We start from the raw sequence: 26,567 nt of genomic DNA on the forward strand, positions 1-26,567 counted from the left end.
AACCGACGAGACCGTCCTCCCGACCGAACTCACCGCATAGCCTCAAAACGAGATCACCGAGTGGCCGTCGATACACCACTCCAGCGGACGTGACCCGAAGAGGTCGTGTCCCGCTTCGTGGTGTAAGCGACCTTGTTCGACGGGTTCCGGTAAGCCGCGCGTCGGCCACCCCATGGGACACGGCTCCCGGGTGGCGCAGCGGCTGACCTGCCGTCAGCGCCATGCGCGGTCCCGAACCGCGCCGAGGCTGCGATGACCTGCGGATTCCGGTGCCTTGATCTGCTACACCACATGACGGGACGCCACCCACGAAGAGTGGTCAGGGCAACAGGTGCATGGCCAGGACCGAGCCATCCTGGTGTATCGACACGGGACCGTTCCACTCCTCGTCCCAGGTGTCCGCAGGCCACTTGATGCGCAGAGCGTGGACATCGCTGCGGTACTGCTGCAGGCGGCCGCGGCTCAGGTGGCCGAAGAGGTCGGCTTGGACTCCGGAGAATGCCTCCACGCGTGTTCCGTTGAGTCGGAAGACGTGGTCGGTGCCGACGAACGGGATGCCGAGCAGTGTGTACGCGGCGTCCTGGACGCTGTCGGTGGCCGCATGGGCGATTCCGGCGGAGAAGCGTCGACTTCCCTGGCGGGTGGTGAGGTACGGGGCGGTGGAGTTTCCGTCGCCGGCGAAGGCGGTGAGCCCTGCGGCGGAGGTTCGCGCGAGGACTTGTTGGAACCATCCGGAGAGTTCAGGGGAGACGTGAACACCGGGTTCCACGGGCGTCCCTTTGCCGTCGTCGGCCAGCGGGTGGATGCCTGGGGGCCATGCCTCGTCGCGGAGCCGTTCGTCTAGGTTTCCGAGGGGGAAGGTGTCCGTGCCGGACAGCCATCCGTCTGCGCCGTCGGCATTCAATGTGTGCACAGTGAGCGACTCATCGAGGGGCAGTTGTGTGCTGAAGATCAGGCCGGGTGTCTCGTTGTGGATGCCGATGTGGACACCGTCTATGTAGACCGAAGCGTCCGCGAGCTGGCCGTGGGAGTCCTTCGCCTTGCCGTGGTTGCCGCGGGAGACGACAGGGAAGATGCGCGACGGTTCTCCGGGTTTCCAGACCTCGGCGAAGTGCTGCGGACGGTACCGGTAGCCCACCGTGGTGCCCTTGTCTCTGCTGTTCAGGGCCCAACCAGCGCGGAGGACCGTGTCCGCCGGGACGATCGATACCGCGTGGTCCGGGTACCGCCGACTGATAATCCGCTCGGCGAGGGCCAGCGCGAATCCGACGCCGAGTTCTCCCGACTGGAGAGCCTTGTAGTAGTCGGCCGTGTCCCGTCCCTCGGCCGACAGTCCCATGTATGAAGTGGGGCTGCCGTTGAGTGCCAAGCTGTACTTCAGACTGCCCCAGTGCTCGGCCAGGCCGCGGGCGGCTCCTCGGCGTGCCAACGAGATGGCTCGTGCGAGGGCGTGCAGAACGTCCCACGGCGTCATGCGGACCGAGCCGCCGAGATCTGCGGCAGGTAACGGACGCAGGCCCGGCTTGCGCCGGAGTACTTCGAGGTCTTTCTCTTTGCGCTCCTCGTCGTCTCCGGCGGCTGCTGCACCAACCTCCCCGGCGAGTGTCGAGGTGGAGTGGACAGCGACATTCGCATACCGTGCGAGATCCTCTAGCGCCTCTTCAGCCGACTTCGACACTTGTTCCCCCCTGTTCCCCGGTGGATCGCAGCGAGCCCTTAGAAGCTGTTGTCTTTCCGGACTTGAGGACTGCGTTTCCGCTGGTCGGGCATAGGGTCGGCGATCCCGTGGGAGTTGTGGCATGTCGTGCTGTCGCTGCCCGGGAGGTCGTGGATGCCGTCGGTGGTTGGGCTGTTGGAACAGCGTGAGCTGGGTGCTCACCGTCGTGTGGACGAGCTGCGGGAGGAAGCCGACCGTGTCCAGGCCGAGTTGGCCGTGGCCGAGCAGGAATGGAAGGAGTGGGCCATCGCCTGCTCGCGGGTCGGCGAGGTGCTGGCCCCCGTGGACGAGAGCGGGCAGGACCCCGCCCGGGCCGAGGGGACCGCGCCGGCCGCCGAGGAGCAGATCGGAAGGACGCCGCAGGTGCCGGAGGCAGCGAAGACGAAGTCGCAGGTTCCGATGTGGCGTGAGGGGCTGGCCTGGTCGGTGCTGTCGGTGGACTACCAGCGCATCCTTAGGGCGCTCGCGGACCGGGCCCGGCTCCATCAAGGGCCGCTGACCTGCCAGGAGATGGCCGCAGGGTTCGGTATGGACGTGGTGCCGACGCGGGTGGAGGCGCTGCGGTCGAAGGCGAAGCGCCTGGTCGCGCGCGGCTGGCTGGCCGAGCAGCAGCCAGGCCGGTTCACGCTGGCTGCGGGCGTGGCCGGGCCAGGCGGCGGGTCATGAGCAGGGTCATCGACCAGTAGGCCATCGCCTCGGCGCTGGTGGTGCGACGCTCGTAGTCGCGTGCCAGGCGGAGGGTGCGCATCAGGTGGGCGAAGAGGCGCTCGACGATCCACCGCTTGGGCAACACCACGAAGCCGCGCATGTCGTCGCTGCGTTTGACAATCGCCAGGACCAGGGCGAGCGCGGCCAGGCAGTACCCGACGAGGCTGCCGGTGTAGCCGCCGTCGGCCCAGACCAGCTCCAACTGGTGGTGCGTGTCGGTGACTTGCTGCAACAGCACCTGGGCGGCGGTGCGGTCGCCGACGTCCGCGGCGGTGACCATCACGCCCAGCAGCAGGCCGAGGGTATCGACCACGACGTGCCGCTTGCGCCCGTTGATCAGCTTGCCGCCGTCGAAGCCGCGGCTGTCCGACCCGAAGACGGCGTCTGCCTTGACCGACTGCGAGTCGATCACCCCGGCCGACGGCTCCGCATCCCGCCCCAGCCTCTCGCGGATCCTCGCGCGCAACCGGTCGTGGAACTCCTTGACCAGGCCGTGGTCACGCCAGCGGCGAAAGAACGCATATACCCGGTCCCACGGCGGGAATTCGGCGGGCATCGCCCGCCACTTGATGCCATTGTCGACCAGGTAGCGGATCGCATCGAGTATCGCCCGGTGGCAGTACGCCTCCGGCTGCCCTCCCCGGCCGCGCATCCAGCCAGGCACCGGCAGCAACGGCCGTACCGCGGCCCACTCCGCGTCCGTCATGTCCGTCGGATAACGCGACTGCCGAAACCCGTTGTCGGCGGCGTTTCCGAACCGGTGAGCCAGACAGTCACACTCCAGCGTGACTGAACTGGACTGCGCGCCCATCGACACGGAACACTGCGGCACCAGGGCCTCCTGATGTTGCTCGGTGATTCGACACCAACGAGCTGTTCAGGAGGCCCTGCTCGTATGCGCCGAACACCTCGCGACCACCCAATCGAGACTCCCGTTCGACGGACACCGCTCAAGATCGGAACGACAACAGCTACTAAGGAAGCCGAGCGTTGTCTCAAGCGTCGCCTGGCCGACCACGTCTGGCGCGTCATGCTCACCGATGAACAGCGCAACCGCAGGCTGTATCAAGCCGGTTGACAGATACAGAGCCACCCCGGGTCTGATGGAGGCTCCGGCCTGCCCCGCGTTGGGTGGATGCTCACGGGGGCTTCGCCAAGGCGTCAGCTGTGGACGGTCTGTCTCACACCGTCCTTGTCGGTGATGTCCACGGACATACGCCACCTCGTCCGCTTGTCGACCGTGACGGTGATCTCACTGCCGAACTTTCGGCCGTTCAGATCCTTCGCCTTGATGCTGGCGCCGTACGTGGCGTCGTCGTGGCAGTCGCCGACGTCGGCATTCAGCGCCGTCCCGTTACGGACCACGAGACCCCCTGCGGGTCCGAGGCAGGTGTAGCGCACGCCGAGTTCGGCAATCCGGTCGGCAGATACAGGCAGTTTGACCGTACCGGGTCCGAGGCGGCCAGGTTTCTTTTCACCGCCGTCGGGGTGGTCCGGATCGGACACCCGTGGGACGGCCGACTCGGTGGAGGTGGGGGCCGGGCGGGGTGCGGCGTTCTCGCTGCACCCGGCGGCCAGGACGACGATGACCGGCAGTACGGCCAGACGTGTTCTGCGCATCAGTTCGTTCCGTGCCAGGTTTCGCGACCCTCGTAGACCAGCCGCGCTTCTCCGCTGCGTATCACCTTGGTGGTGCAGTTGGGCTGCGTCTCGTTGTAGTTCCACTTCGTGTACTTGACCTTCACACCCGCGTGCAGGTAACCATGCCTCATCGTGTCCGGCACCTTCCACGACCACGTGTAGGTCGAGCTGTTCGTCCACTGCCACGCGAAATGGTAGTCGAACTGCGCCTCCGCCTTGGCGAAGACCACCTTCGCTTCGCCCGAGATTGCTCCGCCCACGGTGGACGTCGTCGTCTTTCCCTTGTGGAAGGTGATGCTGATTGTCGTACCGCTATCACCTCCGGATCGGGGTTCCATGTCCCTGTAGTAGTTGCGGCTGCCGGAGAAGTCGTATCCCCGGTCCGACGGACACACCAGGGGACCGACCTCCTCGCGTGTGTCCGCCGACGCGGGTGCGATGCCTATGCCGGTGAGTACGACGGTGGCGCAGCCGGCTGTGATGATCCTGGGCGCGAGGCGCACGTGATTCCCCCTGATTTCCTCGGTGAAAACGACCGAACATGCCGTCGATCACCGACCCTAGGTGGCAACTCTGTTCGACGTAAGCGCAGTTGAGTGAAATCTGAGGCTTTCAGCACAAAACCCGGTACACACAGGGCTCTCCACTCGGAAGGTGGGGAGCTTCTCGGCTTCCTCGCTTCGCCACTGGATCGTCGCCCAAGGGCCACGGTGGACCAGCGCGGCGTGCATGCCCGGGGCGACGGCCGGGCGAAGGTCGTTGTCGACGCCGTCGCCAACGTAGAGGATCTCGTCATTGCAGAACGGAGTGACCTCGGCGACGCGCTCGAAGAACAGCGCGTTCGGCTTGCTCGCGCCCCACCGGTTCAGCGCCTGAGCAGCGAGATTGCGGACCTTTCGGTTGGCCAGCCACTTCGTCAGCCGGGTGGCGCTGGCGCCGCGGGCCGATAGAAGAATGTGCGTGGCGCAGAGTTGACCTTGACCGGATCCATGACAGCTGGTCCGCCCATTACGTAGGCGTCCAGGCCCATGCCGGCCAAGCCATGATCATCCGGCCAGAGATGTCACATGGGCGAGCTCGAACGCGGGCTCGACTCCGAGCTCCTTCCGCAGGCGGCGCCGGAATTCTTGGTACAACTCCGTGGATCTTCCCGGGGCGCCCAGCTTCAGGTGGGCACGTATCAGAAGAAGATGGCTGGGCTCGTCAAGCGGTTCCCACGTGACCAGGAGCTCCGCGATCTCGACGGCTTCCCGCAGTCGCTCGCCGGACAACAGGATCTCGCCCGCTTCACGCAGGGCATAGAACCTGCGCTGATCCCACGTCCTTTGATGTTCCTCAATCCATGGCGAATGCACGTCGACCAACAGAGGGAGCTGCAGCAGTTCGAGATCGTTGGTGAGGGATGGCGTGTGCGGCCAGTCCGGGTGGGCGAGAGCATCGTGTGCCTGCTGCCAGTCGCTCGTGAGCACTTCCGAGATGCGTACGGTCTCGCCCTCCGCGACCACCAACTCCCGGGGTGCGGCCTGGTTCATCCGCCACAGCAGTCGGCTCAGCCTGCGCCGCCCGAGGCGCTCCGCCTTGTCAGGCCACAGGGATCTGATGATCGCGGAGCGGCGAGCGGTTCGCCCTTCGCGCAGTTCGAGGTAGGCCAGAAGCTCCGCGGTCTGCGGTGGTAGGCGGTAGGACTCGTCAGGTCTCCTGGGTCTCGGTCGGCTTCGCAACCCCGAGCTACCAAGAGGCCCTGTTCTCATGCCCACAGCCGACGCCGATCACCCGATCGAGACTCCTGTTCGACACACACCCCTCAAGATCGGAACGACAACAGCGTCTAACTTGACGCGGTGGTAGCCGGACTTGCCCTTTGAGACGGGCGTGCAGATCACTGCCGTGCGGGGTCGCGCCCTCATGCCCTTGCTGGCCACCTTGCTCAGGGATGGTCACTCTGCCCAGGTGAAACTGTCGTGTGCGCCTATACGCTTCCGTACGCGGAGGATCGACCTTCTGGAAAGATGTTGGTCTGACGTTGAGTTGATCAGGGTGTTCGCCGACTGGTGGCGGCGTGGTTTGCATACGAGGGGGACCATGGCCAGGGTGGCTCTGGATGTCGCGACGATCAGGGCAGCCACCAGCGTGCTCTTCCCGGACGGGCCGCGCGAGGACAATGGACGATTCGCGGATCTGGACATTGCGGCCCTCGGGCAGGTCATCGAGGGATTGGTGCTGTTCAACGAAGTGCTCGTGCCCGACCTGGGACACCGGCTGGATGTGCCTGCAGCTGGCGGACTGTTCGGTCCCGCTGTACATGTACCGGCGATCGAGCGCCATATCGCAGAAACCATCGCCGAGGAGTCCCGGCAGTGGATCAATAGCGGGCCGGAAACAAACGTTGAGAGCCTTATCCAGCTTGTTGGCGGCGAACCCCGCATTGGCGCCACTTCGTCTTCGAACCTGCTCGTCCTGGAAGCGATCGGGGTCCGCGACAGGTACAACTCGCCTGTAATGGAATGGATCCGGGCAATCCAGTCGCAAGGGCCAGCGCCGCACCCGCCAACGGGGATGCTACGAGCAGGGGGCTGGAATGACTACGGCTCTGATGAAGTCGAAGATTTCTGCAGGAACTTGGTGTGGCTGACTTATCGGGCTCGCTGTTACGACCTGTTGTGTCGGCATATCGGGGTCCCATACATGCCGCACCCGCTGCGTGCAAGAATGGCAGGCTTCTCGTGTTTCCAAGGAATTCCATCTCAGCTGCCACAACCTCGGCCTCAACGACCGCCCGTCATTCACGCTTACCTGGAAGCGATCAACACGGTTTACGAGGAGGCACGGGAGACGGTTTCCAGCGTGCTCGATGGTGCTTTCCTGCCGCTCCAGTGCTCGTCATTGTTGCCATATGTGGTTCACAAGGCGGGAAGACGAGAGAACGTACTCAGCGCAGCCTACGACATCAGGGACAGCAGGGGAGCGCGACACCTGCGTTCCCACGTCTCAGAACTTGAGCAGCGCATCGATGAGGGCAACATGAAGGCGGCATTGCCGCTGACCAAGGAAATCAACCGCCTCACTAACCAACTTCGCCGTCAGCTCGGACTCGACGACGTCCAACCCCCCAACATGACAATATCGATCGGCGGCATCGTTTCGGTCGATGCTAGCGGAGGGATCAAGAAGCTGGCCACGAAATTGACCCGCCGGATCAGGGTCGCGCGTCCCCGTACCATGTTTCTGAGTAATGTTCTTGACGGCCTTTCTTCAGCGGCCACGCTCGGGCCGCTGTACGAAGTGCTCTATCGCAACCCGTAGGTAGCCTCGGCGTGGTTCCTTAGTGTCCGCTTCAGCCGCGGTTGGCCAGATGCTGTAGACGGCGAAGGCGTCAATGTAGTTGAGAGCCTGCGGGGCCTGCGAGGTCAGTGGACATAAAGCTGCAGACGAACCCATGTGAGCCAGCCCTGTCGAGACCGACGTCGCAGCGTGGCTGGAAGACCTGGTGGGCGTTGGGGAACAGGGTGGTGTCTGCGGGTGCGGTGCGGATCGTGCGGCGCTCGCTCCGGCCGGCGGCGGCAACGGCAGTTGGTTGATCAGCGCGGTGGACGCGCGAGGTGCTGACGGAACACTGCCACATCGTGGTCGACCCCAAGGACGAGACCCTGTGCGTGCCGAGAATCTCGTCCGCGCAGGTCATCCCGCTTGCGGCCGCTGCCAGTTGCCACGGCATGATGACCACTCGTGCTCCTGCGTCTCGCCTATCTGACCGTGTCGAATGCCTTCGCCGCGCTCTGGCTGCTCCCGATGAGCGACCGCGCCAAGGACGCCGAGATCCTGGCCCTACGCCACCAGATCACGGTCCTTGAGCGCCAACTCGGCCCGAAAAGGGTGAAGTTTGCCTCCGAGGATCGGGCCTTCCTCGCCGCGCTCCTGACACCGCTGCCGCGCCAGGTGCTGCGTCGTCTCCGGCTTCTGGTACGTCCGGACACGGTGCTGCGGTGGCACCACAACCTGGTGAAGCAGCGGCACGCCCGCATCTGCCGCCCCAAGCGGCCCGGACGGCCGCGCACCGTCCGCTCGATCCGGGCGCTGGTCCTGCGCCTGGCCCGCGAGAACAGCGGCTGGGGCTACCGCCGTATCCACGGGGAACTGGCCGTGCTCGGCATCACGGTCGCCCCGTCCACTGTCTGGGAGATCCTCAAGGCCGAGGGCGTCGACCCGGCGCCGGAACGGACCGCCACCACCTGGGCCGGCTTCCTGCGTTACCAGGCCGACGCCCTGCTGGCCATGGACTTCATCGAAACCATCACCCTGACCGGGCAGCGGCAGTACATCCTGGCCGTCATCGAGCACGCAACCCGCCGCATCCGCGTCCTGGGCACCACCGCGCACCCCACCGCGGGCTGGGTGACCCAGGCGGTCAAGAACCTCGTCATGGACCTTGAGGACGTGGGTGCGCACGCCGCCTACCTGATCCGCGACCGCGACGCGAAGTACCCTGCCCTGATCGACGAGATCCTCGCCGACGTCGGCATCCAGAGCGTGTTCACCGGCGTCCGCATGCCAAGGATGAACTCGATTATGGAGAGATGGGTGCTCAGCCTCCGCCACGAGCTCCTCGACCGCACCCTCATCTGGAACGCTCACCACCTGCGCCATGCCCTGAGCGAGTACGAGCGGTTCTACAACGAGCACCGCACCCACCGCTCCATGAAGGCAGCCGCGCCGCTGCGCGCACTCCCCGAAACCATCACCGACCCCAGGGAGATCGCTCGCCTCGACATACGTCGACACGACCGCCTCGGCGGAGTGATCCACGAGTACCAACACGCCGCTTGACCTGCACGGACGTGATTCTCGGCACGCACAGAGACGCCGCTGCGATTTCGGCACCATATCTGACTCGCCGCGAGCTGTGCGATCAGCTTCAAAGATCGCCTCGCAGTATTGATGGCGTTGTGGGCGACCCTGTACACCGCGAGTCGTGCAGGGTCGGCCAGGCCTCAGCGCAGACGATGTCCTCGCCGTCCAGTCAGATCCCGGTGTGCCGGCCCTCGGGCCACCATCGGGTGTGGCTCGGCCCACGGCGTTGTGCGCGGTAGCGCGGGACGGTGCAGATCTCATGGGCCGAACGGCGGGCGAGGAGCGTCCGTGAGTCGGTCTGGTGGAGGGGCCTTTCGAGGATGGGCGGCGTGCGGCGGAGCCGGTGCGGGTGCTCAAGATCAGTCAGGAGCTGGGCGAGGCCGCGGAGGCCCTTCACGGCGCGGCGGTGGTGGAGCACCAACTCCAGGGCCGCGCGCCGGATGAGATCACCGGCGGCTGGGGACATCCGGCTCCTCCAGGTCCTCGCGATCAACGGGGACATGGGGAAAGGTGCCATCGCGGTGTACGGGGCACGGGTCCGCACGGTGAGGCAGTCGAGGTGACGCGCACGTGGGAGGACATGGAAGCGCGCCTCGACCGGCTCATCGTCACGGCCGCCGCGCTGGACGACCTCACCGGTGCTACCTGGGACACGGTGGATGAGCGGCTGCGTTTCCGCGTGGCGAGGGTCGCGGCCTGGGCCGGACATGAACCTCAGCTGACCCGCTCTACCCTCTGTGCGGAAGGGGCCCGCACGGCAAGCCGTGCGGGCCCCTTCCGTGTCATCCCTTACTTTGCGGACGCACACGCCCTAGGGGGAGTGCGTCCCGCCTCCCAGGTGGGAGACGAGTGGGAGATGATCATGGCGTGGTGCTGCAATCAGGCGCTAGGAAATGCTAGATGGCGCTACCTGTGCGGCCCTGGTTCAGCCGCCGGATTCGGCCGCATGAGGACTCAGCACACCCACGCTGACCAGCACGATGATGACGATGCCGAGCGCGATGCGGTACCAGACGAACGGCATGAAGCTCTTAGTGGAGATGTACTTCATGAACCACGCGATGACCGCGTAACCGGTGACGAAGGCGATCACCGTGGCGAAGATCGTCGGGCCCCAGGAGACGTGGTCGCTCTCCATCGCGTCCTTGAGCTCGAAGAGGCCGGAGGCGAGTACGGCCGGGATCGCGAGGAGGAAGGAGTAGCGGGCCGCGGCCTCGCGCTGGTAGCCCATGAAGAGGCCGCCGCTGATGGTGGCGCCGGAGCGGGAGACGCCGGGGATGAGGGCCGCGGACTGGCACAGGCCGAAGATCAGGCCGTCCTTCACGTTCAGTTCCTCAAGGCCCTTGCGCTGCTTGGCCGCGCGGTGCCGGCCGCCCGACTCGTCGCGGGCCGCCAGCCGGTCGGCGATGCCGATGATGACGCCGACGACGATGAGCATGGTCGCCGTGATGCGCAGATCACGGAAGGGGCCCTCGATCTGGTCCTTGAGGGTCAGGCCCAGGACGCCGATCGGGATCGAGCCGACGATCACCAGCCAGCCCATCTGGGCGTCGTGGTCGCGCCGCATCTCCTTGTTCGTCAGCGACTTCAGCCACGCCACGATGATGCGCCCGATGTCCTTGCGGAAGTAGATCAGTACCGCGGCCTCCGTGCCGATCTGCGTGATCGCCGTGAAGGCCGCACCCGGGTCCTCCCAGCCCGAGAACGCCGCGGTCAGCCGCAGATGCGCGCTGGAGGACACGGGCAGGAACTCGGTCAGGCCCTGGACGAGTCCGAGGATGAGCGATTCAAACCAAGACATGAAGTTACGGAGTCCAGTGCTGATCGTGGCGAGGGTGGCGGGGACACCGCGTCGGCGGCGCAGTGATCGCGAGTGTCGAGGGGCAGCGTAGCGTCCCGCGACGACGGCTCCGGCACAGGGGGTTGGGCGCGCGTTCGCCCCATCCCGCAATACCGGTGTTGACCTGCGGCGGGGCCGCCGCTTACGTTGCTGCGGACGGAAAGCGCTTGCTGTCTCTTTCCCTTTGCTCTCGCCCGTGCCCCCGTAGGAGTCTGATCACGTCCATGGCCGCATCCGAGTCCGCCCCGCTCACCGGCCGCCGTATCCGGGTCGCCGTGATCGGCACCGGTGCCATCGCGCGCGACTCCCACCTGCCCGCGCTGGCCAGGCTCGCCGAGGGGGGTGAGACGGAGCTCGTCGCCGCCGTCGACGTCGACCCGGGGTCGGTGGAGTCCTTCTGCGCTGTCGCCGGCGGTGCGCCCCGCCCCTACACCGATCTCGACCGGATGCTCCGGGAGGAGAGCCCCGACCTGGTCACCATCTGCACCCCGCCCACGCTGCACCGCGACCAGACCGTCGCCGCACTGCGCGCCGGTGCCTGGGTGTGGTGCGAGAAGCCGCCCGTGCCGAGCCTCGCCGACTTCGACGCCGTCGAGGCGGAAGAGGGCAAGGACGGCGGGCCGTACGCCTCGATCGTCTTCCAGCACCGCTTCGGCTCGGGCACCCGGCATGTACGGCGGCTGCTGGCCGAGCGGGCCATGGGCCGGCCGCTCGTCGCGCACTGCCAGACCACCTGGTACCGCGACACCGCCTACTACGCCGTGCCCTGGCGCGGTCGCTGGCAGACCGAGGGCGGCGGCCCCGCGATGGGGCACGGCATCCACCAGATGGACCTGCTGCTCGACCTGCTCGGACCGTGGAGCGAGGTGCGCGCCATGGCCGGCCGGCTGGTGCACGACGTGGAGACGGAGGACGTCTCGACCGCCCTGGTGCGTTTCGAGAACGGTGCGATGGCGACCGTTGTGAACAGCGTGCTCAGCCCCGACGAGGTCAGCCGCATCCGCATCGACTGCGAGCGCGCCACTGTCGAACTCACCCATCTCTACGGCCACCGCAATGACGACTGGCGCATCACCCCGGCCCGTGACGTGCCCGCCGCCGAGTCCGCGACCTGGCAGGACTTCGGAGCGGACCTGCCCAGTTCGCATCTGGAGCAACTGCGGGAACTGGTCGCGAGCATGCGCGCGGGGGAGCGGCCGCGCAGCAGTGGCACCGACGGGCGGACGAGCCTGGAGCTGATCGCCGCGCTGTACAAGTCGGCGTTCACGGATGTGACGGTGCGGGCGGGGGAGATCGGTCCCGGCGACCCGTTCTACTCGGCGATGCACGGAGGTGCGCCCGGGTGGGCGCCCGGCGTGGGTGCGCAGGCCGGCACTCGCGAGGGGGCCGTCGCGTGACCGGGCTGCACATCGTCCACACGTACGGTGATCGCATCACCGTGACCGAGCCGGTCGGTGGCGTCGAACTGCTCGCCTACGTCTACCGGCCGGAGGCCGCCTGGGAGGCCCCGAAGCCGTACGTCCACCCGCTGCGGACCCTCGCCGGCGACATCGTCACCGACTACCGGCCCAACGACCACCGCTGGCACAAGGGACTGTCGCTCACGGCCTCGCACCTGTCGGGGGCGAATCTGTGGGGCGGCAATTCGTACGTCCACGGCCAGGGGTATCTCGAACTCCCCGAGCGCGTCGGGTCGATGGCGCACGTCGGCTTCGACGAGGTCTCCTCGGACGGCGACCGTGTCGTCATCGCCGAGCGGCTGACCTGGCATCCGTACAGCGGTGAGCTGTGGGCCGACGAGCTGCGCCGGGTCGAGGTGCACGATGTCGAGCCGGAGTCGGGGTCCTGGGCCCTGACCTGGTCGAGCGCCGTGACGAACCGGCGTGACGAGCCGCTGCGGTTCGGCAGCCCCACCACCGCCGGACGTGAGATGGCGGGATACACCGGCCTGTTCTGGCGTGGCCCGCGCGCCTTCCAGGGCGGCCGGATCATCGCCCCCGACGCCGAGGGCCCCGGCCTGATGGCCGCACAGGCGCCCTGGCTGGCCTACTCCGGCGAGCACGACGGCACCGACGGTCACGCGACCCTCGTCTTCGCGCACGCCCCGGAGAACGACCACGCCGGCGACCGTGGCACCCACCCCGCCCACTGGTTCGTACGCAACGAGCCCTTCGCGGGCGTGGCCCCGTCCTGGGCGTTCCACGATGAGCTGGAGCTGGCGCCCGGCGAGACCCTCACCCGCCGCTACCGGGTCGTCGTGGCCGACGGGGCGTGGGAGCGGGAGGAGATCGCCGAGTATCTGCAGACGCACCCTTGGTGAAGATCGACGTATCCCCGGTGGACTTTGGGGAGTTGGACTTCAGGGAGTTCAAGGTCCCCCTGGGATGACTCACGCCGCCGTCGGCCCCGCCACCGTCCATCCCGGCACCTGGGGGTGGGCCGTGAGGTCCTCGTGGTGCACCGCGCCGCCGCAGGCCCGGCAGGTGACGACCGGGACCAGTTCGTTGCCGCAGGTGTGCTCGATCACCATGGGGCGGTCGTCGTCCTTGCGGAGATGGCGGTCGCCCCACGCCATCAGGGTCATCAGGACCGGCTCCAGTTCGAGCCCCGCCTGTGTGGGCCGGTACTCGAACCGCTGAGGGCGCTCGCTGTAGGTGCGCTTGGTCAGGATGCCCGCATCGACAAGGCGGCGCAGCCGGGTGGCCAGGATGTCGCGCGGGGCGCCGATGTTGCGTACGAGCTGGTCGAAACGGCCGTTGCCGAGGCACACCTCGCGCAGGACGAGCAGGGAGTACTTCTCGCCGACGAGCGCCAGGGTGTCGGCGATGGAACAGGGGCGCGGGTCTTTGGTGGCGGCCATGGAGCCAATCCTAGGGGAGGGTTTGATTTTCCAACCCGCAGGGCTATGGTGAGTTTGGATTTCCTACTGACTGGTAGCTGTGGAGGCCGCACCATGCGTGACGCAGTCATCGTCGAAGCCGTACGCACCCCAATAGGCAAGGGCAAGCCGAACGGCGCCCTGGCACACGTCCACCCCGTCCAGCTCCTCGCCCACACCCTGCGCACCCTCGTCGAGCGCTCCGGCGTCGACCCGGCGCTGATCGACGACGTCATCGGCGGCACCGTCGACCAGGTCGGCGAGCAGGCCATGAACACCACCCGGTACGCCGCCCTGTCGGCGGGCTTCCCGGAGACGGTCCCGGCGACCACCGTGGACCGCCAGTGCGGCTCCTCCCAGCAGGCCGTGCACTTCGCCGCGCAGGGCGTCATCTCGGGCGCGTACGACCTGGTCGTCGCCTGTGGCGTCGAGTCGATGAGCCGGGTGCCGATGTGGTCGAACGTGCCGCCCGGCAAGGACCCCTTCGGCCCGGGCATCGCCGAGCGCTACCCCGAGGGCCTGGTCCCGCAGGGGATCAGCGCCGAGCTGATCGCCGCCAAGTGGTCGATCACGCGCGAGCAGATGGACGCGTTCGCCGTCTCCTCGCACCGCAAGGCGGCCGAGGCCTGGGACAACGGCCTCTTCGACGCCGAGGTCGCGCCCCTGGAGGGCGTCTCGCGCGACGAGTGCGTACGACCGGGCAGCACTCCCGAGATCCTCGCCGGCCTGAAGCCCGCCTACTACGACCCGGCCTTCGCCGAGCGCTTCCCGCAGATCGAGTGGAACGTCACCGCGGGCAACGCCAGCCCCGTCAACGACGGCGCCTCCGCCCTGCTCATCACCTCCGGCGAGACAGCGGCCCGACTCGGCCTGCGCCCCCTCGCCCGCCTGCACAGCTTCGCGGTCACCGGCTCCGACCCCCTCCTGATGCTCACCGGAGTCGTCCCGGCGACCGAGAAGGTGCTGCGCAGGGCGGGGCTGAGCCTGGACGACATCGACCTCTTCGAGGTGAACGAGGCCTTCTCCAGTGTCGTCCTGGCCTGGCGGCAGGAGACCGGCGCCGACCTCGCCAAGGTCAACGTGCACGGCGGTGCGATCGCCCTCGGCCACCCGCTCGGCGCGAGCGGCACCCGGCTGACGACGACCTTGGTCCACGCGATGCGCGAACGCGGCGCCCGCTACGCCCTGCAGACGATGTGCGAGGCGGGCGGACTCGCCAACGCGATGATCATCGAGTCGGTCTGATCCACCGAATCGGTCTGATCCACAGCGTCGGCTTGATCCATCGAGTCGATCTGATCCGACGACCGGCTCAGCGACCGCGCAGGTGGTGGCGCTTGCGCCAGGCCACCACCGCGCCCGCGAGCGCCGGCAGCGCGATCGCGGCCACCGCGATCAGGAACACCGGAGACGTCGGCGTGGAGGCCCGGGCGCCGGCGACCACGTAGGCGGCGACGTTGGGGATCGACCCGAGCGCCGTCGCGAGCAGGAAGGGGAGCATGCCCATGCGGGAGACGGCGGCGGCGTAGTTCGCGGCCCAGAACGGCACGCCGGGGAACAGCCGCACCGCCAGCATCGAGCGGAAGCCGTGCTTGCTGAACTGGTTGTCCGCCGCCTTCAGCCACCGGCCGCGCAGCAGCGGGCGCAGCGCCTCCTGGCCGAGCAGCCGGCCCAGTCCGAAGGCGATCCCGGCACCGATCACGGTGCCCACCAGGGCCGCGCCGATACCCCACTCGGAGCCGAAAAGCGCGCCCGCCGCGAGGTTCAGCAGTGGCCGCGGCACGAACGCCACCGTGATGAGCCCGTACGCCACCGCGAACAGCACGATCGCGGTCGGGCCACCGACCTGTGGCGGCCAGCCGTTCGCGAGGAGCTTGTGCGGCTCGAAGAGCAGCACGGACGACGCGGCAGCGGCCAGCAGGACCACGAGCAGGGACAGCCGTGACCAAGGTGAGAGCAGCACTCTCGTGCAGCGCGCGGCGAAGCCCGTGGGCGCGGGGACGGTGAGCTCCGTGGCGGCGGTCCGAGGAGAGGCTGTTGCGGTGCCCCCAGAGCGGGTGGTGGCATCGAGCATTCGGCGACAGTAACCGACGAAGATGTGTGATCGCCGTATGGTTCGTCTCATGCGCGTCACAGGTGAGGGAACGTTGGAAGTTCCCCGCAGTGCTCTGGCCGACACCGTCCTGGAGCGGCTCACCACCGCGTATGCCGCCGCGGCGGACCCGGAGCGGGCCGTCGCCGCCCGGGCGTACATGAAGGACGTGGCCCCGTTCCTCGGCATCCCCACACCCGAGCGCCGCGCCCTGTCCCGCACCGTCGTCCAGGACACACCCCGCCCCGACGAGACCGACTGCACCGCCGTGGCCCTGCGCTGCTGGCAGCTGCCCGAGCGCGAGTACCACTACTTCGCCGTCGACTATCTCCGCCGCCACGTGGGGCGCTGCTCCTCCGGCTTCCTGCCGGTGGCCCGGCACCTGATCACCACCGTCTCGTGGTGGGACACCGTCGACGCGCTCGCCGCGCACGTGGTCGGCGGGCTCGTCGCGGCCGATCCGAGGCTCACGGCGGACATGGACGCCTGGATCGAAGACGACGACCTGTGGGTCGCCCGCACCGCCCTGCTCCACCAGTTGCGCTACAAGGAACGCACCGACACCGAGCGCCTCTTCGCCTACTGCCTGCGCCAGTCCGGCCACCCCGAGTTCTTCATCCGCAAGGCCATCGGCTGGTGCCTGCGCGAGTACGCCAAGATCGACCCGGACGCCGTACGGGACTTCCTGGCCCGGGAGCGGGGGCGGTTCGCGCCGCTGTCGGTGCGGGAGGCGCTGAAGAACATCGGCGCCTGAAGTTCCGTAGCGCCAAGTCCCGTACCGCGAAAAACCATTCGACGTCGGGCAAAGCGTCGGCAATGATCGACGTCATGTTCCGGTACGCCTTCCTCCTCGCAGCATCCGCAGTCGCGGATGCCCCGAAGGCTGCCGTTCCCGTCTTCCTGGCCGCCGTCGACGGCGCCCGAAGCTGACCCTCTCCGGAAAGTCCGGCGGACCCCGCAGGGGGAGGGTCGGCAAGTCCTTGGGGTCCCCATCTCCTCCGTAGAGATCTCCTTCGCAGAGACTTCGAGGTACAGCCATGTCCAAGACGGCATACGTGCGCACGAAACCACACCTGAACATCGGCACGATGGGTCATGTCGACCACGGCAAGACCACGTTGACCGCCGCCATCACCAAGGTCCTCGCCGAGCGCGGATCGGGCACGTTCGTGCCGTTCGACCGCATCGACCGGGCGCCCGAGGAGGCCGCGCGCGGAATCACCATCAACATCGCGCACGTCGAGTACGAGACCGACACCCGCCACTACGCGCACGTCGACATGCCGGGCCACGCCGACTACGTCAAGAACATGGTCACCGGCGCCGCGCAGCTCGACGGGGCGATCCTCGTCGTCTCCGCACTCGACGGGATCATGCCGCAGACCGCCGAACACGTACTGCTCGCCCGGCAGGTGGGCGTCGACCACATCGTCGTCGCCCTCAACAAGGCCGACGCGGGCGACGAGGAGCTCATCGACCTCGTCGAGCTGGAGGTCCGCGACCTGCTCACCGAGCACGGCTACGGGGGCGACGCCGCGCCCGTCGTACGGGTCTCGGGGCTGAAGGCCCTGGAGGGGGACCCGAAGTGGACGGCGTCGATCGACGCGCTGCTCGACGCGGTGGACACCTACGTTCCGATGCCGGAGCGGTATGTGGACGCGCCGTTCCTGCTGCCCGTCGAGAACGTGCTCACCATCACCGGCCGGGGGACGGTGGTCACCGGCGCCGTCGAGCGGGGCACCGTGCGGGTGGGTGACCGGGTCGAAGTGCTCGGGGCCGAGGTCGAGACCGTGGTCACCGGGCTGGAGACGTTCGGCAAGCCGATGGACGAGGCGCAGGCCGGGGACAACGTGGCGCTGTTGCTGCGAGGGGTTGCGCGGGATGCCGTCCGGCGGGGGCATGTCGTGGCCGCGCCGGGGAGTGTGGTGCCTCGCCGTCGGTTCTCGGCGCAGGTGTATGTGCTGTCGGCTCGTGAGGGTGGGCGTACGACGCCGGTCGTCACGGGGTATCGGCCGCAGTTCTACATCCGTACGGCGGACGTGGTCGGGGACATCGACCTCGGTGAGGTGGGGGTCGCGCGGCCCGGGGAGACGGTTGCCGTGACCGTCGAGCTGGGGCGTGACGTTCCGCTGGAGGCGGGGCTCGGCTTCGCCATCCGTGAGGGTGGGCGGACTGTTGGGGCGGGAACCGTCACAGCCGTTGAATGAGGGTTGTTGCGGTTCGTCGGGGACTGCGGGTCCGGCTGTGGCTGGTCGCGCAGTTCCCCGCGCCCCTGACGGGGCGCTCCCCGCGCCCCCTGTAACAGACTTCCCCGGCACAATGGGAAGGTGAACGACGCCATACCCGTCACCCGCCCCGTCGACTACGGCACCGCCAAGCTGATGCCCGACGTCGATCGGAAGCGCGCCTGGTTGCTGACCGTCGACGGGGCGCCCCAGTCCTACGTCGATCTCGACGAGCCGACGCATCTGGAGTTCGAGTACGCGCGGCGGCTCGGGCATGTGCTGGACACCGTCGCCGAGGCGGGGCGGGCTCTGGATGTGCTGCATCTCGGGGGTGGGGCGCTCACCCTGCCCCGGTATCTGGCGGCCACCCGGCCCGGCTCGCGGCAGGATGTCGTCGAGGCCGATCGGGGGCTGATGGAGCTGGTCGTCGAGCAGCTGCCGGTCGCGGACGGGGACGGCGTCCGGCTGCACGCCGGGGACGCCCGGGAGTGGCTGGAGGCGGCGCCGGACGATTCCGTCGACGTGCTGGTCGCCGACGTCTTCGGGGGGTCACGGGTGCCGGCTCATCTGACGTCGGTGGGGTACGCCCGGCACGCCGAGCGGGTGCTGCGGGGGAGCGGCGTCTATCTGGCGAACCTCGCCGACGCCGCGCCCTTCGCCTTCGTGCGCTCCCAACTCGCCACCTACGCAACGCTGTTCGAGGAGCTCGTGCTGATCGCCGAACCGGGTGTGCTGCGCGGGCGGCGGTTCGGCAACGCGGTACTCGTCGCCGCGCACCAGCCCCTCGACACGGCCGCCCTGGCCCGGCTCACCGCCTCCGACGCCTTTCCGGCGCGGGTCGAACACGGGCCCGCCCTGCGCGATTTCATCGGCGGCGCGCGACCCGTGCGGGACGAGGACGCCGTACCGTCACCCGAGCCCCCGGACGGAGCTTTCAGCATCGGCTGATTCGGGCTGGTCGGCCGCGGCCACTTGTTTCGTACGACGCCTTAGGTTCCGTACGTCCGGTACGCACAGGACCGCCGCCGTGACGACCACGATCAGCGTGGCGCAGCCCCACAGTGCCGACGTGCGCCCGAACGCGGACTCCGCGGGGCCGGCCAGTGCCGTCGCCAGCGGGACCAGGCCGACCGAGCCGAACCAGTCGTACGCGGCGACCCGGGACAGCTTGTCCTCCGGTATCTCCTGATGGAGCGCGGTCATCCAGGAGACGCCGAACACCTCCACCGACAGGCCGGTGAGGAACATCACCGCGCACAGCACCGTGATCGGCGCCGGAACGGCCAGCGCGGCGGAGGGGAGCGCGAGCGGGAAGACGCACAGGGTGCCGGCGAGGAGCAGGCGGCGGGGTTTCCAGCGGGTCATGAGCAGGGCACCGGCGACCGTGCCGGCCCCGAAGAAGCCCAGGGCCAGGCCCCATGGGCCCGCGCCGCCGAGGTGGTCCCGGGCGACGAGCGGGCCGTAGACCGCGTCGGCGGCGGCGACGACCGCGTTGGCGATGGAGAACTGGACGACGATCGCCCACAGCCACGGCCGCCCGGCGAACTCCCGCCAGCCCTCCCGCAGATCGGCGAGCATGCCGCCGCCCGGCGTGCGCTCAGGAACGTGACGCACATCGAGGAACGCCCGCATGGAACCGGCGATGGCGAAGGCCGCCGCGTCCGCCGCCAGCACCCAGCCGGGCCCGAGCGCGGCCACCATGGCACCGCCGAGCGCGGCGCCGCCCACCGCCGCCCCCTGCATCGCCATCCGGAACACGGCGAACGCCCGGCTCGCCTGCTCCCCCTGGACCGATGACAGCAGCATGCCCTCGGCCGCGGGGCTGAAGAACGCGTGGCCGGTACCGCCGAGCGCGGTCAGCAGCATCATCTGCCACAGCTGCGCCTCCCCGGAGAGGACCAGTACGGCGAAGGCGGCCTGTGAGACACAGTTGAGGGCGTTGGCCGCGACCATCACCCGGTGCCGGGGCAGCCGGTCCGCGACGGCACCGCCGATCAGCAGGAAGAGCACCAGGGGCAGGGTGCGGGAAGCGGCCACCAGACCCACGTCACCGCCGTCACCGCCCGACTCCAGCACCGCGAAGGCGGCGGCGACCAGCGCGCCGTGACTGCCGAGGTTCGTGACGAACGCGGCGGCGGTCAGCAGGCTGTAATTGCGGCTCGCCCATGCGGGGCGACGGGAGGGGCGGCGGGGAGAGCGGCGGAGGTCGGCGGGGGAGTTCACCGGCCGACTATCGCCGCCCGGGCTCCGATTTGCCAAGCGGATTGCAGGTCACGGGCCGGATGGGGCCGCCCGCCGGGCATGGACGGGCGGTGCCCGGGCGTGCGTGGATACGACGCTCGTCACATCGGGTTCGACCTGTTCCCTGGATCCTACTCATGGGTAACATGACCGCCATGAGCGCAGACCAGATGTCCATAGGCGAGATGCTCGCCGCCACCGTGCCCATGGCCCGGACCCTGAACCTCGAGTTCCTTGAGACCACGCCGGACAAGGCCGTGGTGGCTCTGCCGGACCAGAGCGACTTCCACAACCACGTGGGCGGGCCGCACGCCGGCGCGATGTTCACGCTCGGGGAGTCCGCCAGCGGGGCCATCGTGCTGGCCGCGTTCGGCGAGCAGCTCTCGCGTGCCGTGCCGCTCGCCGTGCGCGCCGAGATCGCCTACAAGAAGCTCGCCATGGGCGCCGTCACAGCCACCGCGACCCTGGGCCGTCCGGCCGCCGAGGTCGTCGCGGAGCTCGACGCCGGGGAGCGGCCCGAGTTCCCCGTGGCCATCGAGATCCGGCGCGGGGACGGGGCCGTCACCAGCGAGATGACCGTCGTATGGACGCTGCGGCCGAACAGCTGAACCGAGCCGACCGCACGGCAGCAGGCAGGGGCCCCGAGTGGGGCCCCTGTGCGCTGTCCGGGGGTGTGAGCGTGCAGGCCGTGAGTGCTCAGGCCGCGAGCCGGTTCCGGCCCGCCCCGGCATCCGCGCGGTCAGCGTCGGCTTCCGCCAGGTCGGCCTCGGTATTCGCCCGGCCAGCCCCGGCATCCTCCAGACCCGCCACGAACTCCTTCAGCCAGGCCGTGAACTCGGGCCCCAGGTCCGTCCGGCCGCACGCCAGCCGTACCACCGTGCGCAGGTAGTCCGCCTTGTCGCCGGTGTCGTAGCGCAGCCCGTCGAAGACGACCCCGTGGACCGTCCCACCCGCCGCCATGTCCTGCAGCGCGTCGGTCAGTTGGATCTCGCCGCCGCGGCCGGGCGGGGTGCGCTCCAGGATGCCGAAGACGGCCGGGTCGAGGACGTAGCGGCCGATGACCGCGTAGTGGCTCGGCGCGTCCTCGCGTGACGGCTTCTCGACCAGGCCCGTGACGCGGACCACGCCATCCTCGCCGGACGGTTCGACGGCCGCGCAGCCGTAGAGGTGGATCTGCTCCGGCGGGACCTCCATGAGGGCGACCACGCTGCCCTCGTAGCGGTCGCGGACCTCCAGCATCCGGCTCAGCAGGGTCTCGCGGGGATCGATGAGGTCGTCGCCCAGGAGGACGGCGAACGGCTGGTCGCCGACGTGATGGCGGGCGCACAGCACCGCGTGGCCGAGGCCGAGCGGGTCGCCCTGGCGGATGTGGTGGATGTCGGCGAGCCGGGCCGGGTCGCGCACCGCGTCCAGCCGTACGGTGTCGCCCTTCGCGGTCAGAGCCTGCTCCAGCTCGAAGGCGTTGTCGAAGTGGTCCTCGATGGCGCGCTTGTGCCGGCCGGTGATCATCAGTACGTCGTCGAGACCGGCCGCCGCGGCCTCCTCGACGACGTACTGGATGGCCGGCTTGTCGACGACCGGCAGCATCTCCTTCGGGGTCGCCTTCGTCGCGGGCAGGAACCGGGTGCCGAGGCCCGCTGCCGGGACGACCGCCTTGCGGACCTTCCGCGCCTGATCGGGGGTGGTGGGTGTCGTGTGGGGGACGATCATGCGGCCCATGCTGGAGTACGGGGATGAGAGCACGCCGAGAGAAAGCTCGGAGCTTGCTGTGGGGTATGAGGTATGAGCTATGCGGAAGAGAAGATTCCGTGGACTAACGGTCTTTGCCTGCACACAACTTGACGTCCGGTCCGACGGCACCGTCGAATGCGGGTGCGGATACCGCCGGTAACTTTTCTGAATTCTCTGCCTTTTGAACGTTGGTCACTCGAACTTCTTGTTTCCTGTGCATCGCTTGTGCGAAAGTGAGCGGCCCGATAGCCGGTCCACAGGTGACGCGGCCTAGGTACGCACCAATCACGCACCTGCTTTCCAACGGACGCGCATTCCCCTTGGCGTCCTGCGGCTGGGAAGGAATTGGTTCAGTGCAATCCCCTTACCCCCCACGACCGCCGTACCCGCCGCGGCCCGGAGTGAGCCCCGGACGGTCCGATCGCGATCTCCTCGCGAACCTGGGCAAGGCCGGAGCGGACGGCCGAGCCGTCGCGCTACTGATGACGCGGCACTGGCGAGCCGCCTACGACTACGCGGCCATCTGCCTCGTGTCCACCGAGAGTTCGGCCTCCATGGTGGCCGCCGCGGCGTTCCATCGCGTGCTCGGCCGACCGGCCGGCGGCGCGCTGCGCCCCCAACTCCTCACCGCCGTACGGGAGCTGGTGAAGGAGTGGGCGGCGGACGGCGCAATTTCCGCCCTGCTGCCGGAACTCGGCAAACCCACCGGAGGGCGTGGGCTGCGCGCGGCACGGTCCGTGACGCCCGAAAGGCGTCAAATCGCCGAACGCGCATTCCGGGCTCTCCCGGGGGCCTCGCAATGCCTCCTCTGGCACACCGAGGTCGAGGCGGAACCGATAACCATACCCGCTGGTCTGCTGGGGGTGGACGCGGGCACCGCGTCGGCCGCGATGGAGGGAGTGCGTGAGCAATTCCGGGCGGGTTGCGTCCGCGCCCACCGCGAACTCGCGCCCAGCCGGGAATGCCGTTACTACAACCGCCTCCTCGACGTCCCCATTCGCCGGGGCGGGGCTCTGTTGCCCGATGTGCAACAGCATCTGATGGAGTGCCGTTACTGCCGGCACGCCGCCGAGCAGCTCAGCCATTTCGAGGGCGGACTCGAAGTACTGCTGGCCGAAACCGTGCTCGGCTGGGGCGCCCGGCGCTATCTCGACTCCCGACCGGGGCGAGGCGCCGACGGATCGGCGTCGTTCACCCGCCCCCGGCGCGGCGGACGGCACCGCCCGGACCAGCTCGCCATGGAGCGCGGACGTACGAAGGCGCTCGCCGTGGGCATCGGTCTGACCTCCCTCGCCCTGCTCGTCACGGTGCTCACCGCCAAGGGCTGGTCCGAGGAGAGCGGCGTTCCCGACGCCCAGGCGACCTGGGGCGCGCCGAGCGGCCAGTCCGTCAACCCGGGCGCGAGAACGGGACCCTCGACGGGCGGTTCACCGTCGGCCGCCTCGGCCGAGGACCCCGTCGAGATCGGCCAGGGCAGGCTCCGCAACGTCGACCGTGGCCTGTGCCTTGACCTCCACGAGGGCGAGATCCGCACGGGTGCCCGGGCCGAACTGGCGGAGTGCTCGTCGGCCGCGTCCCAGCAGTGGTCGTACCAGGACAGCGGTCTGCTGCGCAGCGCCGCCGACCCCACCCTCTGCCTCGACTCCGACTCCGACAAGGGCACGGTCGTCCTGGCCAACTGCCTCGCGCACGCCGGCGAGGTGCGCTACGACCTCACCGTCCACGGGGAGCTGCTGCCGCGCCGGTCCGGCGGGCTGGCGGTCGCGTCCGGCGAGGGCGAGAGCGTGGTGCTCGCCGAACGGGACGGGTCCGAGGGGCAGCGCTGGTTGCTCGACGGCGGGCTCGCCGACGTGAGCGAGGCGACGCCGCAGCGGAAGGAGGAGGGGAAGCCGGCCGGGAAAGGGGAGGGTGACGCGCCCACGGCGCCCGAGTCCGAGGAGCCGCGTGCCGCAGTCCCCGGGCCGCCCGAGGCCGAGTCCCCGAAGGACGAGCCGGACCGGCCGTCGGACCATCCGGAGCCGCAGTACGAGACGCGGTACGTCCAGGAGGACTCCGGCGACGCGGCCGAGCCCGCCGCCCCCGTCGATGCCGTCGTGGCCCTCCCGGCCGAGGTGCCGGCCACGGCGTCCACCGTCGTGGGCACCGCCACGACGGCGCTCGACACCGCCGTCCGCTAGTCGAGGGGCCACCCCGCCGGGGTGGCCTCTTCTTCTCTTGCTGCCTTCATTCAGCCGTTTCTCGTCCACGTCGTTGACACGCGTCACCGGCGCCTCACAACGTAGTGCCTTCAACTGCGGACGAATGTGGAGGTGGACCGGTGTTACGTCGTCTGTCCGTCGCGCTGCTGGCCCTCGCGGCGGCGCTCATCATTCCCGTGCCCGCGCAGGCCACCGACGACCCCGTGGTCCGCACCGACGCGGGCCTGATCCGGGGTGAAACCACCGCAGAGGGACGGCAGTTCCTCGGCATCCCCTACGCCGAGCCGCCCGTCGCGGGACTCCGCTGGCGGGAGCCGCGGCCGGTCCGGCCCTGGCAGGGCGTGCGTACGGCACGGGACTTCGGCAACAAGTGTGTGCAGGCATCGAGTTGGGATCCCGGCTATGAGCAGCCGAGCCACACCGAGGACTGCCTCGACCTCAATGTGTACGTCCCCGACAATGCGTACGTCCCCGAAGGCGCCGCCCGCCGGGCTGTCATGGTCTGGTTCCACGGCGGAGGCCTCACCGCCGGGGCCGGCCAGGACGTCGTCCCCGACACCTTCGCCCGGCAGACCGGCACGGTCGTCGTGACCGTCAACTACCGCCTCGGGGCGATGGGCTTCCTCGCCACGGCGGGCCTCGACGGCGAGGCGGGCGACGGGGTCTCCGGCAACTTCGGCATGCTCGACCAGCAGGCCGCGCTGCGCTGGGTGCGCGCCAACATCGGCCGCTTCGGCGGCGACCCGGGCCGCGTGACCATCGCGGGCGAGTCGGCGGGCGGCCGGTCGGTCTGCACCCAGCTGGCCTCGCCGACGGGCAAGGGGCTGTTCCGGGCCGGGATCATCCAGAGCGGGGCGTACGGCGACTGCGGTGCGCGCCCGCACGAGACGGCCGTGGCGCAGGGCGCCGCCTTCGCGCAGAAGCTGGGCTGCACCGACATCGCGTGTCTGCGCGCCAAGCCGCCCGCCGAGATCCTGGCCGCCCAGAGCGGGTTCGACTGGGCGCCGGTGACCGGTGGCGCGTTCCTGCCGAGGCAGCCGAAGGAGGCGTTCGCGCAGGGGGCCGCGGCCGGCGTACCGGTCATGAACGGCGCGAACCAGGACGAGGGCCGCCTCTTCGCCTTCGCCCGCTTCGACCTGAGCGGTACCCCGCTCACCGCCGACCAGTACCCGACGGTGATGCGGACGGACTTCGGCGAAGAGGCACTCACGCGCTACCCCCTCTCCTCCCACCCCTCACCGACCATCGCGTACGCCACAGCCCAGGGCGACCAGCTCTTCGCCTGCTCGGCCCTCCGCCTCGACGGCACCCTCGCCGGACGCGGCAAGGTCTACGCGTACGAGTTCGCCGACCGCACCTCCCCGCCCTTCGCCTCCCTGCGCGACCTCGGCACCGACTTCGACTTCGGCGCGACCCACGTCAACGAGGTGCAGTACCTCTTCAAGCACTTCGGCCTTGAGTCACCGCTGAACGCCGAGCAGCGGAGGCTGGCGCGGCAGATGGTCCAGTACTGGGGCTCCTTCGTCCGGGACGGGGTGCCGCGGGCGGCAGGTGAGCCCGCTATGCCGTCCCGGCCGGGAAGGGTGCTGGCCCTGCGCACCACGTCCGCCGGCGGGAATGAGACGAGCACCACTGTGCACGGTGAGCACCAGTGCAACCTGTGGGACACCGAGACCGTCACTCAGAGCGGGTAGGCTGCCCCGGCGCACGCTCACAGCCGAGCGTGCGCCGGGAAACACACGGTCCAGGTGACGAGAGGAAGCGGCGTTGCACGTCCAGGAATGGCTCGAAACGGTGCCCCCACTGGCGATCTATCTGCTGGTCGGCGTGGTCATCGGACTGGAGAGCCTCGGCATCCCGCTGCCCGGCGAGATCATCCTGGTCTCCTCGGCGCTGCTCGCCTCACAGCACGGTGAGATCGACCCGTTCGTGCTCGGCGCCTGCGCGACCGCGGGCGCGATCATCGGCGACTCCATCGGCTACGCCATCGGCCGCAAGGGCGGCCGACCACTCCTGGCCTGGCTGGGCACGAAGTTCCCCAAGCACTTCAGCGAGGGCCACATCGCCACCGCCGAGCGCTCCTTCCAGAAGTGGGGCATGTGGGCCGTCTTCTTCGGCCGCTTCGTCGCCCTCCTGCGGATCTTCGCGGGCCCCCTCGCGGGCGTCCTGCACATGCCGTACTGGAAGTTCCTGATCGCCAACGTCTTCGGCGGCATCCTCTGGGCGGGCGGCACGACCGCGGTCATCTACTACGTGGGCGTGGTCGCCGAGTCCTGGCTGAAGCGCTTCTCCTGGCTGGGCCTGGTGGCGGCGGTACTGATCGGCCTCACATCGATGCTGATCATCAAGCACAAGGCAAAGAAGGCCCAGACGACACAGCGAGAGCCAGAACCGGTAGCCGCCGGGGACTAATACGCCCCTTCAGGGGCGCGGGGCTGTATCAATTTG

General features: G+C 69.0%; 24 protein-coding genes and 1 pseudogene. 13 read left to right on the plus strand and 12 right to left on the minus strand.

The window, feature by feature from the left end:
* Nucleotides 1-319 precede the first annotated feature (319 nt).
* Nucleotides 320-1,678, minus strand: a complete 1,359-nt coding sequence (locus ACIA8X_RS13195) for a hypothetical protein (RefSeq protein WP_393446393.1) — start codon at nt 1,676-1,678, stop codon at nt 320-322.
* 153 nt (nt 1,679-1,831) lie between these two features.
* On the opposite strand from ACIA8X_RS13195, the gene ACIA8X_RS13200 reads away from it, so the two are divergent.
* A complete protein-coding gene (locus tag ACIA8X_RS13200; RefSeq protein WP_393446391.1) occupies nt 1,832-2,383 on the plus strand; it encodes a hypothetical protein in 552 nt (183 codons plus the stop codon).
* Here the strand turns inward: ACIA8X_RS13200 and ACIA8X_RS13205 are convergent.
* The 5 genes and pseudogenes from ACIA8X_RS13205 to ACIA8X_RS13225 form a co-directional block, all read right to left on the minus strand.
* Nucleotides 2,340-3,131, minus strand: a complete 792-nt coding sequence (locus tag ACIA8X_RS13205) for an IS5 family transposase (protein WP_393446389.1) — start codon at nt 3,129-3,131, stop codon at nt 2,340-2,342. The genes ACIA8X_RS13200 and ACIA8X_RS13205 overlap by 44 nt on opposite strands.
* Before the next feature lie 455 nt (nt 3,132-3,586).
* The gene (locus ACIA8X_RS13210) at nt 3,587-4,045 is read right to left on the minus strand and encodes a hypothetical protein (protein ID WP_217206513.1); all 459 of its coding nucleotides are present in this window, start codon (nt 4,043-4,045) and stop codon (nt 3,587-3,589) included.
* A complete protein-coding gene (locus ACIA8X_RS13215; protein ID WP_301994554.1) occupies nt 4,045-4,569 on the minus strand; it encodes a hypothetical protein in 525 nt (174 codons plus the stop codon). The genes ACIA8X_RS13210 and ACIA8X_RS13215 overlap by 1 nt, the downstream gene beginning before the upstream one ends.
* 57 nt (nt 4,570-4,626) lie before the next feature.
* Nucleotides 4,627-4,926 (minus strand): annotated as a pseudogene (locus tag ACIA8X_RS13220) (HAD family hydrolase); the annotation flags it as partial.
* Between the two features lie 186 nt (nt 4,927-5,112).
* A complete protein-coding gene (locus ACIA8X_RS13225) occupies nt 5,113-5,598 on the minus strand; it encodes a bacterial transcriptional activator domain-containing protein (RefSeq protein ID WP_393446387.1) in 486 nt (161 codons plus the stop codon).
* Nucleotides 5,599-6,157: 559 nt separating this feature from the next.
* Between ACIA8X_RS13225 and ACIA8X_RS13230 the strand changes: the two genes are divergently transcribed.
* Both ACIA8X_RS13230 and ACIA8X_RS13235 read left to right on the plus strand, forming a co-directional pair.
* A complete protein-coding gene (locus tag ACIA8X_RS13230) occupies nt 6,158-7,369 on the plus strand; it encodes a hypothetical protein (RefSeq protein ID WP_393446385.1) in 1,212 nt (403 codons plus the stop codon).
* A gap of 423 nt (nt 7,370-7,792) precedes the next feature.
* Nucleotides 7,793-8,890, plus strand: a complete 1,098-nt coding sequence (locus ACIA8X_RS13235) for an integrase core domain-containing protein (protein WP_393446383.1) — start codon at nt 7,793-7,795, stop codon at nt 8,888-8,890.
* A 193-nt stretch (nt 8,891-9,083) separates the two neighbouring features.
* Here the strand turns inward: ACIA8X_RS13235 and ACIA8X_RS13240 are convergent, their stop codons facing one another.
* Together ACIA8X_RS13240 and ACIA8X_RS13245 are read right to left on the minus strand one after the other, a co-directional pair.
* Entirely contained in the window at nt 9,084-9,380 is a 297-nt protein-coding gene (locus tag ACIA8X_RS13240) for a hypothetical protein (RefSeq protein WP_393446381.1), read from the minus strand.
* Between the two features lie 459 nt (nt 9,381-9,839).
* Nucleotides 9,840-10,715: an undecaprenyl-diphosphate phosphatase gene (locus ACIA8X_RS13245; protein ID WP_393446380.1), complete on the minus strand. Its 876-nt coding sequence runs from the start codon at nt 10,713-10,715 to the stop codon at nt 9,840-9,842.
* 263 nt (nt 10,716-10,978) lie between these two features.
* Between ACIA8X_RS13245 and ACIA8X_RS13250 the strand changes: the two genes are divergently transcribed.
* Both ACIA8X_RS13250 and ACIA8X_RS13255 read left to right on the plus strand, forming a co-directional pair.
* Nucleotides 10,979-12,151 carry a Gfo/Idh/MocA family protein gene (locus tag ACIA8X_RS13250; protein WP_393446378.1) on the plus strand — a complete coding sequence of 391 codons (1,173 nt, stop codon included), beginning with the start codon at nt 10,979-10,981 and terminating at the stop codon, nt 12,149-12,151.
* A complete protein-coding gene (locus ACIA8X_RS13255; RefSeq protein WP_393446376.1) occupies nt 12,148-13,074 on the plus strand; it encodes a PmoA family protein in 927 nt (308 codons plus the stop codon). The genes ACIA8X_RS13250 and ACIA8X_RS13255 overlap by 4 nt, the downstream gene beginning before the upstream one ends.
* Nucleotides 13,075-13,143: 69 nt before the next feature.
* Here the strand turns inward: ACIA8X_RS13255 and ACIA8X_RS13260 are convergent, their stop codons facing one another.
* A complete protein-coding gene (locus ACIA8X_RS13260) occupies nt 13,144-13,614 on the minus strand; it encodes a winged helix-turn-helix transcriptional regulator (RefSeq protein WP_393446375.1) in 471 nt (156 codons plus the stop codon).
* A 93-nt stretch (nt 13,615-13,707) separates the two neighbouring features.
* Between ACIA8X_RS13260 and ACIA8X_RS13265 the strand changes: the two genes are divergently transcribed.
* Nucleotides 13,708-14,877, plus strand: a complete 1,170-nt coding sequence (locus ACIA8X_RS13265; RefSeq protein ID WP_393446373.1) for a thiolase family protein — start codon at nt 13,708-13,710, stop codon at nt 14,875-14,877.
* 67 nt (nt 14,878-14,944) lie between these two features.
* Here the strand turns inward: ACIA8X_RS13265 and ACIA8X_RS13270 are convergent, their stop codons facing one another.
* A complete protein-coding gene (locus tag ACIA8X_RS13270; protein WP_393446371.1) occupies nt 14,945-15,706 on the minus strand; it encodes a TVP38/TMEM64 family protein in 762 nt (253 codons plus the stop codon).
* 49 nt (nt 15,707-15,755) lie between these two features.
* Here ACIA8X_RS13270 and ACIA8X_RS13275 point away from each other — a divergent pair, with 49 nt between their 5' ends.
* From ACIA8X_RS13275 to ACIA8X_RS13285, 3 genes are all read left to right on the plus strand, one after another.
* The gene (locus tag ACIA8X_RS13275) at nt 15,756-16,478 is read left to right on the plus strand and encodes a DNA alkylation repair protein (protein ID WP_399458327.1); all 723 of its coding nucleotides are present in this window, start codon (nt 15,756-15,758) and stop codon (nt 16,476-16,478) included.
* A 283-nt stretch (nt 16,479-16,761) separates the two neighbouring features.
* Nucleotides 16,762-17,931, plus strand: a complete 1,170-nt coding sequence (gene tuf / locus ACIA8X_RS13280) for an elongation factor Tu (protein WP_393446367.1) — start codon at nt 16,762-16,764, stop codon at nt 17,929-17,931.
* Nucleotides 17,932-18,051: 120 nt separating this feature from the next.
* Nucleotides 18,052-18,897, plus strand: coding sequence for a spermidine synthase (locus tag ACIA8X_RS13285; protein WP_393446365.1), 846 nt, complete (start codon nt 18,052-18,054; stop codon nt 18,895-18,897).
* On the opposite strand, the gene ACIA8X_RS13290 is transcribed toward ACIA8X_RS13285, so the two are convergent.
* Nucleotides 18,859-20,172 carry an MFS transporter gene (locus ACIA8X_RS13290; protein WP_393446363.1) on the minus strand — a complete coding sequence of 438 codons (1,314 nt, stop codon included), beginning with the start codon at nt 20,170-20,172 and terminating at the stop codon, nt 18,859-18,861. The genes ACIA8X_RS13285 and ACIA8X_RS13290 overlap by 39 nt on opposite strands.
* 173 nt (nt 20,173-20,345) lie before the next feature.
* Between ACIA8X_RS13290 and ACIA8X_RS13295 the strand changes: the two genes are divergently transcribed.
* A complete protein-coding gene (locus tag ACIA8X_RS13295) occupies nt 20,346-20,798 on the plus strand; it encodes a DUF4442 domain-containing protein (protein ID WP_393446361.1) in 453 nt (150 codons plus the stop codon).
* A gap of 88 nt (nt 20,799-20,886) precedes the next feature.
* Here the strand turns inward: ACIA8X_RS13295 and galU are convergent, their stop codons facing one another.
* Complete coding sequence (gene galU, locus ACIA8X_RS13300; protein ID WP_393446359.1) at nt 20,887-21,900, minus strand: UTP--glucose-1-phosphate uridylyltransferase GalU; 1,014 nt, start codon at nt 21,898-21,900, stop codon at nt 20,887-20,889.
* Nucleotides 21,901-22,403: 503 nt separating this feature from the next.
* Here galU and ACIA8X_RS13305 point away from each other — a divergent pair.
* The 3 genes from ACIA8X_RS13305 (at nt 22,404) to ACIA8X_RS13315 (ending at nt 26,531) form a co-directional block, all read left to right on the plus strand.
* Nucleotides 22,404-24,098, plus strand: a complete 1,695-nt coding sequence (locus ACIA8X_RS13305; RefSeq protein WP_393446435.1) for a ricin-type beta-trefoil lectin domain protein — start codon at nt 22,404-22,406, stop codon at nt 24,096-24,098.
* 140 nt (nt 24,099-24,238) lie between these two features.
* Entirely contained in the window at nt 24,239-25,813 is a 1,575-nt protein-coding gene (locus ACIA8X_RS13310; RefSeq protein ID WP_393446357.1) for a carboxylesterase/lipase family protein, read from the plus strand.
* A gap of 73 nt (nt 25,814-25,886) precedes the next feature.
* Complete coding sequence (locus ACIA8X_RS13315) at nt 25,887-26,531, plus strand: DedA family protein (protein WP_393446355.1); 645 nt, start codon at nt 25,887-25,889, stop codon at nt 26,529-26,531.
* Nucleotides 26,532-26,567: the final 36 nt, after the last annotated feature.

The sequence above is a fragment of the Streptomyces sp. NPDC051738 genome, from assembly GCF_044453205.1.
In the GTDB taxonomy this organism is placed as follows: Bacteria; Actinomycetota; Actinomycetes; order Streptomycetales; family Streptomycetaceae; genus Streptomyces.